The 15,964-nt window shown below is 62.9% G+C and carries 12 protein-coding genes; 5 read left to right on the forward strand and 7 right to left on the reverse strand.

The features are described 5' to 3' along the window. Nucleotides 1–24: 24 nt before the first annotated feature. The 3 genes from FYJ40_RS03245 to FYJ40_RS03255 form a co-directional block, all read right to left on the reverse strand. Nucleotides 25–1,044 carry a M42 family metallopeptidase gene (locus FYJ40_RS03245; RefSeq protein WP_154516103.1) on the reverse strand — a complete coding sequence of 340 codons (1,020 nt, stop codon included), beginning with the start codon at nt 1,042–1,044 and terminating at the stop codon, nt 25–27. Nucleotides 1,045–1,306: 262 nt separating this feature from the next. Beyond that, a complete protein-coding gene (gene fucO / locus FYJ40_RS03250) occupies nt 1,307–2,473 on the reverse strand; it encodes a lactaldehyde reductase (RefSeq protein ID WP_154515935.1) in 1,167 nt (388 codons plus the stop codon). Nucleotides 2,474–2,702: 229 nt separating this feature from the next. Then, nucleotides 2,703–3,419, reverse strand: a complete 717-nt coding sequence (locus tag FYJ40_RS03255) for a YoaK family protein (protein ID WP_154515938.1) — start codon at nt 3,417–3,419, stop codon at nt 2,703–2,705. Nucleotides 3,420–3,669: 250 nt separating this feature from the next. On the opposite strand from FYJ40_RS03255, the gene FYJ40_RS03260 reads away from it, so the two are divergent. Then, the gene (locus tag FYJ40_RS03260) at nt 3,670–5,814 is read left to right on the forward strand and encodes a YgiQ family radical SAM protein (protein WP_370450583.1); all 2,145 of its coding nucleotides are present in this window, start codon (nt 3,670–3,672) and stop codon (nt 5,812–5,814) included. Here FYJ40_RS03260 and FYJ40_RS03265 read toward each other — a convergent pair. The 3 genes from FYJ40_RS03265 to FYJ40_RS03275 all read right to left on the reverse strand — a co-directional run bounded on the left by FYJ40_RS03265 (nt 5,811) and on the right by FYJ40_RS03275 (nt 10,208). Continuing rightward, nucleotides 5,811–6,722, reverse strand: coding sequence for a CPBP family intramembrane glutamic endopeptidase (locus tag FYJ40_RS03265; protein WP_154515944.1), 912 nt, complete (start codon nt 6,720–6,722; stop codon nt 5,811–5,813). The two genes, FYJ40_RS03260 and FYJ40_RS03265, sit on opposite strands and share 4 nt — an antisense overlap. A gap of 88 nt (nt 6,723–6,810) precedes the next feature. Next, nucleotides 6,811–7,014 carry a hypothetical protein gene (locus tag FYJ40_RS03270; protein WP_117647680.1) on the reverse strand — a complete coding sequence of 68 codons (204 nt, stop codon included), beginning with the start codon at nt 7,012–7,014 and terminating at the stop codon, nt 6,811–6,813. Between the two features lie 989 nt (nt 7,015–8,003). Then, a complete protein-coding gene (locus FYJ40_RS03275; RefSeq protein WP_154515947.1) occupies nt 8,004–10,208 on the reverse strand; it encodes a DEAD/DEAH box helicase in 2,205 nt (734 codons plus the stop codon). A gap of 637 nt (nt 10,209–10,845) precedes the next feature. On the opposite strand from FYJ40_RS03275, the gene FYJ40_RS03280 reads away from it, so the two are divergent. The 4 genes from FYJ40_RS03280 to FYJ40_RS03295 all read left to right on the forward strand — a co-directional run bounded on the left by FYJ40_RS03280 (nt 10,846) and on the right by FYJ40_RS03295 (nt 14,498). Then, on the forward strand, nt 10,846–13,188 hold the full coding sequence (locus tag FYJ40_RS03280) for a cation-translocating P-type ATPase (protein ID WP_154515950.1): 2,343 nt from the start codon (nt 10,846–10,848) through the stop codon (nt 13,186–13,188). A gap of 147 nt (nt 13,189–13,335) precedes the next feature. After that, nucleotides 13,336–13,557 carry a heavy-metal-associated domain-containing protein gene (locus tag FYJ40_RS03285; protein ID WP_154515953.1) on the forward strand — a complete coding sequence of 74 codons (222 nt, stop codon included), beginning with the start codon at nt 13,336–13,338 and terminating at the stop codon, nt 13,555–13,557. A 48-nt stretch (nt 13,558–13,605) separates the two neighbouring features. After that, nucleotides 13,606–13,878 carry a metal-sensing transcriptional repressor gene (locus FYJ40_RS03290; protein WP_154515956.1) on the forward strand — a complete coding sequence of 91 codons (273 nt, stop codon included), beginning with the start codon at nt 13,606–13,608 and terminating at the stop codon, nt 13,876–13,878. Nucleotides 13,879–14,024: 146 nt separating this feature from the next. Continuing rightward, nucleotides 14,025–14,498: a hypothetical protein gene (locus FYJ40_RS03295; protein WP_154515959.1), complete on the forward strand. Its 474-nt coding sequence runs from the start codon at nt 14,025–14,027 to the stop codon at nt 14,496–14,498. A 90-nt stretch (nt 14,499–14,588) separates the two neighbouring features. On the opposite strand, the gene FYJ40_RS03300 is transcribed toward FYJ40_RS03295, so the two are convergent. Next, nucleotides 14,589–15,959, reverse strand: a complete 1,371-nt coding sequence (locus tag FYJ40_RS03300; RefSeq protein ID WP_229770642.1) for an amidohydrolase family protein — start codon at nt 15,957–15,959, stop codon at nt 14,589–14,591. Between the last annotated feature and the right edge of the window lie 5 nt (nt 15,960–15,964).

Genomic DNA, 15,964 nt, shown 5'->3' on the forward strand with positions numbered 1-15,964 from the left:
TCAGCCGAGTCGCAAGCTGCTCCCCTAGCGCTGAACGTAGGCGCGAACCAGCTCGTAGGTGTTGCGCACGCCGTCCATGTGGCTGCGCTCGTAGTTGTGGCTCGCGTACACGCCGGGGCCGATCAGGCCGTGACGGATGTCGTAGCCGGCAGAAAGCGTGGCCTCAACGTCTGAGCCGTAATGCGGGTACACGTCGATGGCGTAATCGAGCTCCAGCTCGCGCGCGATATTGGACAGCGTGGTCACCAGATCGTAGTTGTAGGGGCCGCCCGAATCCTTGGCGCAAATCGAAACCATGCGCTCGGTACAGCCTAGGTCGTCGCCCACGCAACCCATGTCCACGCTGATCATCTCGCGCGTGTCGGCCGGCACGAAAGCGCCACCGTGGCCGACCTCCTCGTACACCGTAAAGAGCAGCGACACCTTGCGCGAAAGCGACACCTCGCCAGCGGCGACGGCACGCGCCAAGCCCAGCAAAATGGAGGCCGACAGCTTGTCGTCCAAGAAGCGGCTCTTAATATAGCCGCTCTCCGTCACCGTGGTGCGCGGATCCATAGCGATGATGTCGCCCGTCTGAATGCCCAGATCAAGCACGTCATCCTTGCTGTCGACATTCTCATCGAGCAGGATTTCCATGTTCTTCTCGATGGTCTTGACCGGCTCGTCGGCCACGTGCGCCGAAGGCTCGGTATTGAGGACCACACCCGTGTACACATTGCCATCGCGCGTGTAGACGGTGCAGTTCTCGCCATCGGCCGTAGACCACTGATGCCCGCCGAGCGTCGTGGGACGCAGGCGACCATTGTCCTTAATGGAGCGCACCATGGCGCCCAGGGTATCGACATGGCTCGCCAACACAAGCGGCTCGCCCTCGCCGCCAAGCTCAACCAGCACGTTGCCCTTATTGGAACGCTCGGGGCCAAAGCCCATATCGCGCAACGTTTCCATTAGATAATCAGTCGCCGCACGGGTATAGCCCGTAGGCGAAGCAATCGAGGTAAGCGCCTTCAACTGGTCAGTAATATAGGAGAGCATAGAATCCATCTTGGACACCAAAGTCACCCTTTCATATCGAATTAAACCCACGGCAACAATACCACCGCGAACCATCTTTTTACCTAGCGAGACAACCCATCGGGCTTCTCAGAGCAGCGCCCACCACGATAACGCCGGCGGGCCCCGCCCGTTGGCCCCAGAATCTTTCCGCAGGACAGAAGGAGGCCCCGCCGCACGTAGTGTGCAGCGGGGCCTCCGACATGTCCGAGGACGATTGTGGGGGTAACGGGCAGGGGCCCGCCGAACCATGTTAGGCAGCCGGGCAGATCTTCTTGAAGAGCTCGATGACGTCGTCGAGCGTCGCCTCACGCGGGTTGCCCGGGAAGCAAGCATCGGCCATGGCGTCCTTGGCCAGGACCTCGATCTCGTCAGCCTTCATGGCCTCGCAGACGTGCGGGATGTTCACGTCAGCGGAGAGCTGCTTAACGGCGGCGATAGCGGCGTCGGCAGCCTCATCGGTGCTCATGCCCGTGGTGTCAACGCCCATGGCGACGGCGACCTTGGCCAGGCGCTCGGCGCAAACCGGCTTGTTGAACTCCATGGCAATCGGCAGCAGCATGGCGCAAGCGACGCCGTGCGGGGTGTCGTAGTGAGCGGACAGGGTGTGAGCCATGGCGTGATCGATGCCCAGGCCAACGTTAGAGAAGCCCATGCCGGCGACATACTGACCAAGAGCCATGCCCTCGCGGCCGGAGCCGGGCTGGCCGGACTTGGCCTCGGCAACGGAGTCGCGCAGGTTCTCGCTGATCAGCTTGATGGCCTCAAAGTGGAACATGTCGGAGAGCTCCCAAGCGCCCTTGGTGGTGTAGCCCTCGATGGCGTGGGTCAGAGCGTCCATGCCGGTGGAAGCGGTCAGGCCGGCGGGCATGGAAGCCATCATGTCGGGGTCGACGACGGCGACCTCGGGGGCGTCGTTGGTGTCGACGCACACGAACTTGCGGACCTTCTCGGGGTCGGTGATGACGTAGTTGATGGTCACCTCAGCAGCGGTACCGGCGGTCGTCGGCACGGCGATGGTGAACACGGCGTGGTTCTTAGTGGGAGCAACGCCCTCGAGGCTGCGGACATCGGCGAACTCGGGGTTGTTGATGATGATGCCGATGGCCTTGGCAGTGTCCATAGAGGAGCCGCCACCGACGGTCACGATAGCATCAGCCTCGGCGGCCTTGAAGGCCTCGACGCCGTCCTTGACGTTCTGGATAGTGGGGTTGGGCTTGATCTCAGAGTAGAGGCTCCAAGCGATGCCGGCGGCGTCGAGCTCGTCGGTCACCTTAGCGGTAACGCCAAACTTGACCAGATCGGGGTCGGAGCAGACGAAAATCTTCTTGTAGCCGCGACGCTGGAGCTCGCCGGGGATCTCCTTGATGGCGCCGGAACCATGATAAGAAATGGTGTTGAGAACGAAACGATTAGCCATTGATATCCTCCCATCGTGTGCGGGGCACCCATTACGCCCCACGCTATGGCTCCCATCCTAACGCTTTTGAAGCGAAAAACGCGTGAGAACATCAGATTATTTAAAGCGTTTCAACAACTGGTATCGTCACCGCCTGACCACTAAACAAAAAAGGGGCGGCCGAGATGACCGCCCCCTCCCCATTATTGATCAGTGTGGCAAGGGGTCAGCCCCTTGCCACATCATGCCGCTATTTTTGGCAGGCCTCTTTCCAATCTTCGCAGGCGCGCTTCCAGCGAAAACGCAGGTCGCGCTCGCGGTCGATAAACATGATGGCAAACGCCACGAACAGCAGCACGCTCGCCACCGCAATAGCGTGCAGCCCCATGCGCTCAATACACCAGTTTCCCAGCACAGCGCCAAACACAAAGGTAAAGATCACGCCAAAGTACAGCAGGCCGTTTTCCAAAAAGCCGCGCTTGTGGGTGATGATGTAGTCGTCCACGTTTTGCAGCGCGTTGCGCAGGTTACCGATGCACATGGTCGTGGCAATGCCGTGACCGTGGATCTTGCGGAAGCTCTCGACCTGCATACCGCAGGCAAACGAGATGAGGCAGTTGGCGAGCAAGTTGTAGCCGCCACCGGGGATAAAGCTCACGCCCAGCAAGATGACGGCTTCAAAGAACACCGTCACCTGGCGCCAGTGAATCACGCTGCCAAACCGTTCGTGTACCAGGTCGGCAAGCATAATGCCCACGGCAAACGACACCACAGGGAAGAAATAGCGCCCCGCGAGCGCCCAATTGCCCTCCGAGATACTCACGCCCACCAGCAAGATGTTGCCCGTCTGCGCGTTGGCGAAAACATGGTCGCGCCCAATGTACGAATAAACGTCCATAAAGCCACCGGCGAGCGCCAAGATGATGCCCAACTCAATAGACTCCGATATCTGTTTGGCACGCTGCATCGTCGTGCGCCCTCCTTGTTGACGACTCTCTCGTGCGTTGGCGGAAACATAGCCGCCGTTCATACTGTAACCCATTGACAACATGGCGCGCCCGCGAGACGGCTTCCCCAACGCGCAGATACACCGTCTGGAAACAAACGGCGGGCGCGGCATCGACACCCGACACCTCGTGTACTCCACCAGTCTTTTTAGCCCCGTCCCAAAAAGACTGGTTACAATTACGTGCAGCATACAAACACCGGGAGGAATCGTGGCAAAAAAGCCCCAGGACGCTCAGCACAACCAGCACGGCAAGCATGCCCAACGCGGCCAGCAGCAAAAGCGTGGAAGCAAAGCCCAGGGCTCGCGCCCCGCGCATGTCCCGGCAGCGCCTGTCCGCCCCTGGCGCCCGGGCCGCGATAAGTTCCTCCCCGTCAGCCGCGCCGACATGGATGCGCGCGGCTGGGACCAGTGCGACTTTGTCTACATCTGCGGCGACGCCTACGTGGACCATCCCAGCTTTGGCATGGCCATCATCAGCCGCGTCCTCGACGCGCACGGCTACAAGGTGGGCATCATCTGCCAACCCGACTGGACCGACCCCGCCAGCATCACCGTGCTCGGCGAGCCGCGCCTGGGCTTTCTCGTCAGCGCCGGCAACATGGACTCCATGGTCAACCACTATTCGGTGACCAAGCACCGCCGCCACACCGACGCCTATACCCCCGGTGGCGAGGAGGGGCACCGCCCCAACCGTGCCGTCACGGTCTACGGCAACCTCATCCGCCAGACATTCAAAGACGCCCCCATCATCATCGGCGGCATCGAGGCAAGCCTGCGTCGCTTGGCCCACTACGACTACTGGCAGGACAAGCTCAAGCGCTCGGTACTGCTCGACTCGGGCGCCGACATCCTCATCTACGGCATGGGCGAGCACGCGATTGTCGAGATCGCCGACGCGCTCGACGCGGGACTGCCCGTCGATCAGATTACCTATATCAACGGCACCGTCTACCGCACGGGTTCGCTCGACGAGGTCTACGACTACGACCTGCTGCCCAGTTGGGACGACCTTACCGCCGACAAGCTCAACTACGCGCGCAGCTTTAACGTGCAGCAGCAGAATATGGACCCCATCACCGGACATCGCCTGGTAGAACCCTACCCCAACAGCGTCTATGTGGTGCAGAACCCGCCGTCGGCGACGCTCACCACCGACGAGATGGACGAGGTGGCCGAGCTCCCCTACGCACGCGATTGGCATCCCGATTACGACGCAGCGGGCGGCGTGCCGGCCTTTGCCGAGATCAAGTTTTCCATTAGCTCCAACCGCGGCTGTTTTGGCGAGTGCTCGTTTTGTGCGCTCACCTTCCACCAGGGCCGCGTGCTGCAGATGCGCAGCCACGACTCGATCATGCGCGAGGCCGAGCTGCTCACGCGCGATCCCGAGTTTAAGGGCTATATCAACGATGTGGGCGGGCCGACGGCCAACTTTAGCCGTCCCGCCTGCGACAAGCAGCTCAAGCACGGCGTATGCAAGAACAAGCGATGCCTGTGGCCGAGCGTGTGCAAGAACATGGTGGTCGACGAGAGCGGCTACACCCAGCTGCTGCGCGACCTGCGCCAGCTGCCGGGCGTCAAGAAGGTCTTTGTCCGCAGCGGCATCCGCTTCGACTACACCATGGCCGATGCCTCGGACGAGTTTTTGCGCGAGCTGCTGGAGCACCACGTCTCGGGCCAGCTACGCGTAGCACCCGAGCACGTAAGCGACGCGGTGCTGTCCGTGATGGGCAAACCGAGCCGAGCCGTCTACGACGCATTCTGCCGTAAATTTGAACGCTTGAACCGCGAGTACGGACTCAAGCAGTACGTGGTGCCGTATCTGATCTCGAGCCACCCCGGATCGACGATGAAGGAAGCCGTGGACCTTGCCGAGGCCGTGCGAGACATGGGCTACATGCCCGAGCAGGTGCAGGACTTCTACCCCACGCCGTCCACCATGTCGACGTGCATGTACTACACCGGCGTGGACCCGCGCACCATGGAGCCGATCTATGTGGCGCGCGACCCGCACGAGAAGGCCATGCAACGCGCGCTCATCCAGTATCGCAAGCCCGAGAACTACAAGCTCGTGCGCGAGGCGCTAGAGAAAGCCGGGCGTCGCGATTTGATCGGCTACACCAAGCATTGCCTGATCCGCCCCGTGCCGCCACGCCCGGGCGAGGCATCTGCCGGCGGCGGACATGGCACCGGTAAGAAGAGCGGCAAGGGCCACGGTGGCGCTGGCGGCGCTGGAGCCAGGGGGCCCAAGGGCGGCAAGGACCACGGCGGCATGTCGCGCGCGCAGAACACCGCCGGGCGCAACCGTGCGGCTCAGGGGCGTCAGGGTGCCAACGGAGGCGGTCGCCGCAACTAAGGCAGCAGTGCGCTCGCTGCGTCCATCCCACACGCGTGGCGCAGCGAGCGCATTGCCTCAACGTGGATGACGCCGGCGATAGCGACCGTAATTGCCACGTCGAGCGGCGTGTTCACAAACCACAGCAGGCCCATGAGATACGACCCGGCATTAAAAGCAAAGTGCAGCAGGATCGTGTAGCGGAGCTTTCCGGTCGTCACGAGCACCCAACCAAAGATGAGGCCGGCGGCACCCGCGTAGCAACCCTGCACCCAATTCATGTGCATAAAACCAAAGATTGCCGCCTGCAGCACAATCGCCGCGGCGACACCCCACGTGCTTAGGGCCGCCCAGGGCACTATGGCGCCGTCTTGCGCACTCGCACGACGCCGGCGCTTCCAGAGCGGACGGCACTGGGGATTAAACGCACGCAGCGAAAACTCAAAGATAACACCGCGCACCAGGAGCTCTTCGCAAAACGGCGCGCCGAGCACCGTGGTCAGGACGGCAAGAGGACTGGTATCGCCCATGCCCGTTTCCTCGACAAGCTCGCTGTAGTCGGCCGCGGCATCGGGCAACAGCGACAGCACGGCGTCGGTCACGTAGCTAACGACCACCTGCAGGGCAAGACCGATCACGATAACGCAGGCGATGCGTTTCCACGCCCCACGCGCTCCCCCGCCGAGCGGATGCTCGCTTTGCGAACGCGCCATAAACGAGCGCGGCCACAGACAACGCCACCACAGCAGCGCCATCAAAAACGACGCCGTCTGAGCGGCGGCCTGAAGCAATTGAATGTCGAGGTCATCGATCGAAAAACCCATGAACACCGATGCGACGCCAAGGGCGGAGAACAAAACGACGCTCAGGGCTATATCGGCAGCGACAACGCCAAAACAGGCGAGCGCCCACGCTATCGCATTGAGCATGCCAGCCTCCTCAAAACCCGGTACTTGGGGACGTTCCTTAACTGCCGGCAGACAAGTAACGTCCCCAAGTACCGGCAGTTTGGGACAGTCATTGTTGATGAGAATCGGGTGCAGTGCCAAAGGCCCCGCTGGGCGAGATGTCGAACGGGAAGGTGCCGCAGCGATTGAACGCGGCGATAAACATGCGGATGGCGTTGGACGGCGTGGTGCCCACGAGCTGGGTTGCCGCCGCGAAGGCCGCCTTTTCCTCGGGCAAGACCTTCGCGACAACCGGGGTCATGTGTTCTGCCATGGCGCTTCCTCTTTGAAACAACGGTAGTGCGGATAGATGCGGGCCACGCGGCTGGGCGACGGGCTGTGAAGGCAACCCGATTGGCCCGCATCTGGAGTTTGTTTCTGCGGCGTTGGTATTACTTGGTATTCCTAAGTTATACCCGGCAGATAGAATACCACACCCGGTCCCATGGGGACGGAGAAAAGACGGATTATTTTGTTGCTGGGTTAGTATTTAGAGCGTGATGATGTCCGAGATATCGAGGGCCTAAGCGTCGGCGTATGGCGCGCCCAGGCTGGGTATCCGGCGCATGGCGCCCTATTGTCTTGCATAATTTTGCTTATGCCATGCATAAAAAGACGGGGGCACCCCTTCTCGTCCCAACGTACCCCCGCTTGGACCGTGCAAAAACCGGAGTTTTCAGCATCGCGGCCCCCGCAGGCGGTGCCGCGAATCGTGGACGCCGCGCGATTGGCGTCGTTTTGGGGCACGGCGCGACGCGAAACGCGCGTTATCGCCGCGCCGGACGCCGTCAGCCAACCCAAATCGCCTGCCGAAGGATCCCGCTGGCTCAAAAAGACGATTCCGGCGCGTATGCAGCCACCCCGGCTTGCTGAAAACTCCCGAAAATGCACGGCGCGCCCCGGGGGACCCGTGCGCGCCACGAAAAACACGCCCGCATCCAAAAGAATGCGAGCGCGAACGCCGGATGGCGGCAAGGGCGCCAGGCAGCGGGCGAAATCCCCGGCGTGTCCGCCCGGGCATCGCGGCCGCGGCGCGTCAGCAGAAAACCTCATGCCCTGCGTTGATGTCGGCCCCCCGCATTGTCGGCCCCCCGCATACGCGAATCTCCAACTAGGTCGATAGCCCGTATCTCTTGCCACGACCGTCTCCGCGCGTTTCCACGAAGAAGACTGGCCCCACCTAATACTGAGCCCGCTAAAAGGGCCCCGAGCATAGTCTGCTCGAGGCCCAAACTCGTGTCGCCTTACCGCGCGACGCGTATGTTACTTGCGCTTGCCGCCGCCGTCACCGGGGCGACGGGAGCTGCCGCCGCGCTTGCCGCCACGGCTGTTGCCATAGCTGCCACGGTTATCGCGACCGCCGGCACGGCCGCCACGGGAGCCGGCCTGGTTGCTGCCACGTCCGCCGCGATAGCCGCCGCGACGATCTTCGCGGGTATCGTCGTAGTTGCGCCAGTCATCGCGACGATCTCGACTGGCACGCGGGTCGCGACGATCGCGCGACTCGCCAGAACGGCCGGCGCCACTGCGGCCGCCATTGCCGCGAGCATCCTCGCGACGCTCACCGCCGCGGCCGCCGCGCTCTTCAAAGCGCTTGCCGCCACGGGACTCGCCGCCGCGGCCGCCGCGCTCGTCATCGCGACCGGAACGACGACGGTCGCCCGCGCCGCGCTTGCCGCCGCGCGAGCCACGGCCCTCGTCCTCGCGCTCAACACGGCGTCGACCGCCGCGATCCTCGTCCTCGCGGCGACGGCGATGTGCCTCGCCCTGGAACTGCTTGGCACGGCGCTCGGCACGGTTGCCGCGCGGGGCCGGCTCGACGGCACCAGCACCGGCACGCTCCTCGGCAGCCACCTCGCGGGCCACGCTCTCCACGGCCTCGTCCACGCGAGCCTGAACGCCCTCGCGCACGCGGGTCTTGCCGCCGCGCTTGGGACGGCTCGGGCGCTCGCTGTCGCCGCGACGCTCATCGCGACCGCGGTTGGAACGACCGGCCACATCGCCGTAATCGTCGCCGTTGCGCTTGCCGTCGCGACGCGCCTGCTCAAGCTTCTTCTTGCTCTTGGACTTACCGCGCTTGGTCTTCTTCTTCACCTTAAAGGCCGCAGGGTCGCGCTCGGGATCAACCGCGGGCGGATTGGGGCCCACGTGCAAGTCGCCGGCCTCGTAGATGTCGGCAGTCTTGTCCATGAGCTTCTCGATCTCGTAGAACTCATCCACGTCCTGCTCGGTCACAAACGTGATGGCCCAGCCCAGCTCGCCGGCGCGGCCCGTACGGCCAATACGGTGGATGTAGTCGGTCGGCTCGGCCGGCACGTCAAAGTTCACGACGTAGCGCACGTCGCTGATGTCGATGCCGCGGGCGAGCACGTCGGTTGCCACCAGCACGTCGACGGTACCGTCGCGGAAGGCCGAAAGTGCGCGCTCGCGCTGGGCCTGGCTGCGGTTGCCATGAATCGCGGCAGCCTTGATGCCCTTGCGCTCCAGACGACGGCAGCAGCTGTCGGCACGGTGCTTGGTGCGCATAAAGACGATGGTGCGCTCCGGGCCTTCCTTTTTGAGGAACTCGGGCAGCAGGTTGTTCTTGGCCTCGATGGACACCGGGAACACAAACTGGTCGACGGTGTCGGCGGTCGACGTGGCGGGCGCGATCTCCACGCGGGCCGGGTCGCTCACTAGGTCGGTGATCTCGCCCACGGCCTCCTCGTCGAGGGTCGCCGAGAACAGCAGCGTCTGGCGCTCGGCTGGCGTCTCGCGCACAATACGGCGAACGGCGGGCAAAAAGCCCATGTCGAGCATGCGGTCGGCTTCGTCGAGCACCAGCACCTTTACCTCGTCCAGGTGGCAAGCGCCCTGCTCGATCAGATCGACCAGACGGCCCGGCGTTGCGACCAGGATGTCGCAGCCGTACTTGAGGGCAGCGGTCTGCGGCTTGTAGCTCACGCCGCCCACAACGGTCACGGCAACATGGCCGGTGACGTCGGCGATCTTGCTCGCGACCTCGTCGATTTGCTGGGCGAGCTCGCGCGTAGGGGTGATGACGAGCATCACGGGGCCGCGGCCGTTGCCCTCGGGCTTTTTAGCACCGCGACGACGGTTACGGCCGCCGCGCTCGCGCACAGGTTTGGGAGGAGCGATGTGCTCCAGGTTGTTCATGGTCGGCAGCAAAAAGGCGGCCGTCTTGCCGGTACCGGTCTGAGCGGCGGCAAGCAGGTCGCGGCCCTCGAGCACCACGGGGATCGAGCCGGCCTGCACGGGCGTCGGCGCCGCGTAACCCAGGTTCTCGATGGCACGAAGTATCTCGTCCGAAAGACCCAGCTCGTCAAAGGCGGGCAGGTTCTCGGTAGCGGACTCGACGGTCTCGGCGGCGCTGGCCTCGTCGGCCGCATCGAAGGCAGCCTGGGCCATGGCCTCGCGGGTCTCGTCCAGGATCTCGGCGTCGGTGACGTCGGATACAGAATTACGCATATGTTGTTGTTCCTTATCTGCACGCGCAAGGGGCACGGCATGCGGCCGCGCGGGCGTGCTTGGTAGTGCGCTAGTACATACAAAAAGGGTGCGCACAGAGAGGACGTTGCTCAGCACGCTGGCGATCGCTTTGGCAGCCATATCACGCGCCGTCCAGACGCAGCAGCTCTAAGCGATGGAGCAGATTCGCCGCCGGTTAGTATACCCGTACTCCGTATGCCCCCACGTAAACCACAGATGACGGGGCGAGAGGAGCGGGTCTGGGCCAATTGTCTCAATCTGTAACAGTTACGAGGCAAAACCAGGTCTACACGTTACGAATCGAGACAAACCAAAACCTCGCAAAACAACATCTCGATCTGTAACAGATAGAGGTCATTTTCCCTGCCAGATGTTACAGATCGAGATGTTAAGCAACCGCCGAATTGTTTGTCTCAATCTGTAACAGCAACTCGGCAAAAACGGAACTAGATGTTACAGATTGAGACGAAGGGCGAGGATGGTGCGCTAACTTGGCAGTCGACCCCCGTATCGGAATGTCATACATTTCAACTTTTGCCATACACCCCCAGGGGGTATGGGTGTATAGTATCGAGAGGTTAACAATTCCAACACCGAACCACAGAAAGGAGAGGCCATGGCTCAAGATAAGTTCGACGTAGGCGGCATGACATGCGCCGCCTGCCAGGCGCACGTGGACCGTGCCGTGAGCAAGCTCGACGGCGTCCAAAGCGTCGCGGTCAACCTACTCGCCGGTTCCATGATGGTCGACTACGACCCCGCGCAGGTCTCCCCCGACGATATCTGCACCGCCGTCGACCGCGCGGGCTACTCGGCCTCACCCGTCAGCACGGGCACCGGTGCCGCCGGCTCAAACGGCAGCGCGCAAGCCAGGTCCGGCGCCGCCCATATGGAGTCGCCCACCAAAAAGCTGGAGGCCGCCGCCTCTGCCATGCGCACCCGCCTCATCGTCTCGATTGTCTTCCTCATCCCACTGTTCTACATAGGCATGGGACACATGCTCGGCTGGCCGCTGCCCGGCATTTTCACCGACCATATCCACAGCATGACGCTCGCCCTCACCGAGCTCGTCCTGCTCATCCCCATCGTCTACGTCAACGACGCATACTTTACCAACGGGTTTAAATCGCTCGCGCACGGCGCACCCACCATGGATGCCCTCATCGCCGTGGGCGCCACCGCTTCCATTGCCTGGTCGCTCTACGCCATGTTCATCATGGCCGACCAGCTGGCCACGGGGCAGGTGCACGAGGCCATGATGACAGGCATGGACAATCTGTATTTTGAGAGCGCGGGCACGATTCTGTCGCTCGTCACCGTGGGCAAATACCTCGAGACGCGCAGCAAGTCCAAGACCGGCGGCGCCATCGAGGCGCTCATCGACCTGGCGCCTAAAACCGCGACCGTCGTTGCCGACGACGGTACCGAAACCACCGTCGACGTCGACAGCATCCTTCCCGGCCAGGTCCTGCGCCTGCGCCCCGGCGAGTCAATCCCCGTCGACGGCGTGGTGCTCGAGGGTAGCTCGGCCGTGGACGAGAGTGCGCTCACCGGCGAGTCAATCCCCGTGGAAAAGACCGCCGGCGACACCGTCAACGCCGCCACCGTCAACCGCGCCGGCTCGTTTACCTTCCGCGCCACGCGGGTTGGTGCCGAGACATCACTCGCCAAGATCATCCAGCTCGTCGAGGACGCCAACGCCACCAAGGCGCCCATCGCCCGCATGGCCGACAAGGTCGCCGGCGTGTTCGTGCCCGTGGTGTTCGTGATCTCGGCCGTGACCTTTGCGGTGTGGATGGCACTGACCGGCAGCATAAACGAGGCGCTCACCTCCGCCGTGGCCGTGCTGGTGATCAGTTGTCCCTGCGCGCTCGGCCTAGCCACGCCCGTCGCCATTATGGTAGGCACCGGCAAGGGCGCCGAGATGGGCATTCTGTTTAAGAGCGCCGAGGCGCTGGAGAACCTGCGCAGCGTGGGTACCGTAGTGCTCGATAAGACGGGTACGGTCACCCGCGGCAAACCTGCCGTGACCGATATCGTGGTAGCAACGCGCGCAGACGGCTCGCCCGCCATGAGTGAAAAGGCGTTACTGAAGCTCGCTGCCGCGCTGGAGCGCTCGAGCGAGCATCCGCTGGCCGAGGCGATTATGACCGAGTGCGAGGCGCGCGGAATCGTGGCGCGCATGGTCGAGGACTTTGCCGCCGTGCCTGGACGAGGCGTTACGGCGCGCGAGGGACAAAACGCCATCGCTGCCGGTAACGTTCGCCTGATGAACGAGCTGGGCGCGGAGGTGCCCGCCGGTCTTGCCGAGCAGTTCGCCGCCGAGGGCAAGACACCGTTGTTCTTTGCCAAGAACGGCGAGCTTGTCGGCACCATTGCCGTAGCTGACGAGGTCAAGGAGACGAGCGCTGAGGCCATCGCTGCGATGCGTTCGCTCGGCGTCGACGTGCACATGCTCACCGGCGACAACCGCGTCACTGCCGAAGCAATCGCCCGCTGCGTAGGACTGAGCAGCAAGCAGGTCATTGCCGACGTGCTTCCCGCCGACAAGGAACGCCACGTGCGCGAACTGCAGGATGCGGGCGGCAAGGTCGCCATGGTGGGCGACGGCATCAACGACTCTCCTGCCCTGGCGCGCGCCGACGTGGGCCTTGCTATCGGCACCGGCGCCGACATCGCCAAGGAAGGGGCAGATGTGGTACTCATGCGCAGCGACCTCATGGACGTCGCCCGCGCTATCGAGCTTTCGCGCGCCACGATTCGCAACATCAAGCAAGACCTGTTCTGGGCGCTGTTCTACAACGGCATCGGCATTCCGCTCGCTGCGGGCGTGTTCTTCCCCCTCACCGGCTGGCAGCTCTCGCCGATGTTTGGCGCCGCAGCGATGAGCCTGTCGAGCGTGTGCGTCGTGTCCAATGCTCTGCGCCTGAAATCCTTTAAGCCTAAAGTGGCAAAATAGGCTCACCATTACGTCCATTTAGAACGGGTTTTCCAGGTGCCCGAGATTGACCTGAAAGAGGAACGACGCGTACTTTGGTACGCGAGCGACGGCTTGAAGGTCAAGGTCGGGTGCCTGGGAAAGCCAACATAACAGAGAGGAATACCCATGCGTTACACAATTAAGACTTCCGGCCTTATGTGTGGCCACTGCGACGCTACCGTCGAGACGGCACTGCTCAACGTTGCCGGCGTGACCGACGCCGATGCCGATCACGAGACTCAGACGGTACAGGTGGAGTGCGCCGACACCGTGGCCGCTGAGCAGCTCGCTGCCGCCGTCGAGAGCGCCGGCGAGAAGTTCCACGCCCTGTCCGTGACCGCAGCCTAGCTGCTACCAGAAGCATTCGACCCCATCGACCAGAAACGAGGACCCGCCATGATGGCAGACCACAAATCGGTGAACCGTATGCTCAAGACGGCGCGCGGCCAGATCGACGGCATCCTGCGGATGGTCGAGGAGGACCGCTACTGCGTCGATATTTCCACGCAGCTCATGGCCACACAGGCACTCCTCGCGCGCATTAACGCCGACGTGCTCAAGGCGCATATCGAGGGCTGCGTGACTTCGGCAATCGAATCGGGCGACGAAGACCTCAAAGCCGCGAAGCTCGCCGAGATCGAACGCGTCGTCGACAAGCTCTCTAAGTAATCGGCGCATTGGGGACAGACCACTTTGCACCGTCTTGATGTTCCGAGGACGGGTATGTTTGCACCACATTGGTGCAGATTAACCTGTCCCCCTTGCTCTAAATCGGGTATAAAGGCGTGCGGCATATCGAATGAAAGGCAATTTGCATGAATGACTTTATGAAGGGCCGCAATGGCGCCGACGAGCTCACCATCGTGATGGGTTTTACCGGCATCGTCATCGCGATGATCGGATCGATGGCCCGCGTCCAGTGGCTCAGTTGGATCGCCATCGCCGTCATCGTGATCGGCGTACTGCGCGGCCTGTCCAAAAACATCGACGCACGTCGCAAGGAGAACGAGGCCTTTGTCGCCGGCTCGGCTAAGGTCCCCGGCTTGGGCAAGTTTGTCGCCAGCTTGGGTGGCGGCGCTGCAGCGGCCAGCACCTCACGCGCGGCCGGCACCAGTAAGGAAGACTTTGAGCGTGCCAAGCGCACGGCCAAGAAGATGTGGAAGGGTCGCAAGACCACGGCATACCTCAAGTGCCCCAACTGCGGCCAGATGCTCTCCGTTCCCAAGGGCAAAGGCAAAATCCGCGTCACCTGCCCCAAGTGCCACGCCAAGATGGAGACGCGCTCGTAGCCGCCATACCGCAGGACAAAATAAAAGCCGAGGTCTCGCACTGGGACCTCGGCTTTTTTGAATGCGACAAAGGGCCCGCCCCCGTCACACCTACGCCACGCCGTCGCGGGCAAGCTCCTCGGCAAGCGCCTCGGCTGGCATGGCCATAATCGTGTCGAGCTCGGCGTCCACCTCGGGAATACGCCTCACCTTGAGTTTGCGCACCAGATCGCCACGACACATCACATGCATCGGCTCGCGCAGAGCACACAGGTCATCGAGCGGGTTCTCGCGCGTCACCAGGATATCGGCAGCCTTGCCGCACTCGATCGCACCGGTCTCGCCGCCCAGCCCCAGCAGCTCAGCATTGACCTGCGTAGCCGTATGCAGCGCAAACGCATTGCTCACGCCCACGTACTTGGCAAAATAGGCCACCTCGCGCCACATGTCGTACTGGGTCACGAACGGGCAGCTCGAATCCGTACCCAAACCTACCTTGATACCGGCTTCCAGCGCCGCACGAGCGCTCTCGATAATGCCCGAGCACACGATATCGCCGTTCTTCTTTTGCGTTTCGGTCGAATGAGTCTTTTCCGGATCGAGCAGCACAAACGGCAGTGCGGGGCTGATCGTGCAGGTCACACTCGGCGCACGCCCCTCGAGCTGAGTTCCCGCGGCGCCGCGGTACAGCTCCAGGATCTCGGGCGTCAACGGAGCGCCGTGCTCGATCGTATCGACGCCGGCCTCGAGCGCGGCCTTCACGCCCTCGATGCTCTCGACATGAGCCATAACCGGAAGGCCCATATCGTGCGCTGCCTTGCACGCCGCCGCGGCAACCTCCACCGGCATACGCAGCACGCCCGGCTCGCCCACCTCGGTCGCATCGAACACACCGCCCGTTACGAACAGTTTAATGACGTCGGCACCGCGCGCATACAGGTCGTGCACCTGTTCGGCCGCCTCGGAGGGACTGTTGGCCACCTGCGCGAACAAGCCCGCGCCGTGGCCACCCGGCACCGTAACGCCCGTTCCCGGCGCCACCAGGCGAGGACCCTGATACTTGCCGGCATCGATGGCATCGCGCACGGCCAGATCGGCAAACAGCGGGTCTCCCGCGCCGCGCACCGTGGTCACGCCGCTTGCCAGCTGCTGTTGGGCGCTGCCCTTAAGAATATGGCGCACGATAGCGCGCCCCACGGGATTATCGAGCTTCTTCATCAGCGCGCCCGCATCGCCCGCCGAAACCGGCTTGCCCGAGCCGCACAGATGCACATGCATATTGATGAGGCCCGGCATGAGATACGCCCCGGCCAGGTCGAGGACCTCGGCACCTGCAGGCGCCTGCGCAACAGCGCTCGGCCCCATCCACGTGATGACACCGCGCTCAACGGCCACGGCCATGTCGGGCTGCGGCTCCATATGCTCCGAACCATCCAGGACGGTCGCATTGATAAACAACGTGGAACGATCGGCAGACGCCATATCGA

The sequence above is a fragment of the Collinsella sp. WCA1-178-WT-3 (M1) genome (assembly GCF_009696325.1).
Lineage (GTDB): Bacteria > Actinomycetota > Coriobacteriia > Coriobacteriales > Coriobacteriaceae > Collinsella.

Excerpts from the sequence above, each read along its gene's own strand:
- FYJ40_RS03295 (WP_154515959.1), top strand. The coding sequence starts at position 14,025 with ATGAATGACTTTATGAAGGGCCGCAATGGCGCCGACGAGCTCACCATC.
- FYJ40_RS03285 (WP_154515953.1), top strand. The coding sequence starts at position 13,336 with ATGCGTTACACAATTAAGACTTCCGGCCTTATGTGTGGCCACTGCGAC.
- FYJ40_RS03245 (WP_154516103.1), bottom strand. The coding sequence starts at position 1,044 with ATGGATTCTATGCTCTCCTATATTACTGACCAGTTGAAGGCGCTTACC.
- FYJ40_RS03270 (WP_117647680.1), bottom strand. The coding sequence starts at position 7,014 with ATGGCAGAACACATGACCCCGGTTGTCGCGAAGGTCTTGCCCGAGGAA.
- fucO (WP_154515935.1), bottom strand. The coding sequence starts at position 2,473 with ATGGCTAATCGTTTCGTTCTCAACACCATTTCTTATCATGGTTCCGGC.
- FYJ40_RS03265 (WP_154515944.1), bottom strand. The coding sequence starts at position 6,722 with ATGCTCAATGCGATAGCGTGGGCGCTCGCCTGTTTTGGCGTTGTCGCT.
- FYJ40_RS03280 (WP_154515950.1), top strand. The coding sequence starts at position 10,846 with ATGGCTCAAGATAAGTTCGACGTAGGCGGCATGACATGCGCCGCCTGC.
- FYJ40_RS03300 (WP_229770642.1), bottom strand. The coding sequence starts at position 15,959 with ATGGCGTCTGCCGATCGTTCCACGTTGTTTATCAATGCGACCGTCCTG.
- FYJ40_RS03275 (WP_154515947.1), bottom strand. The coding sequence starts at position 10,208 with ATGCGTAATTCTGTATCCGACGTCACCGACGCCGAGATCCTGGACGAG.
- FYJ40_RS03290 (WP_154515956.1), top strand. The coding sequence starts at position 13,606 with ATGATGGCAGACCACAAATCGGTGAACCGTATGCTCAAGACGGCGCGC.
- FYJ40_RS03255 (WP_154515938.1), bottom strand. The coding sequence starts at position 3,419 with ATGCAGCGTGCCAAACAGATATCGGAGTCTATTGAGTTGGGCATCATC.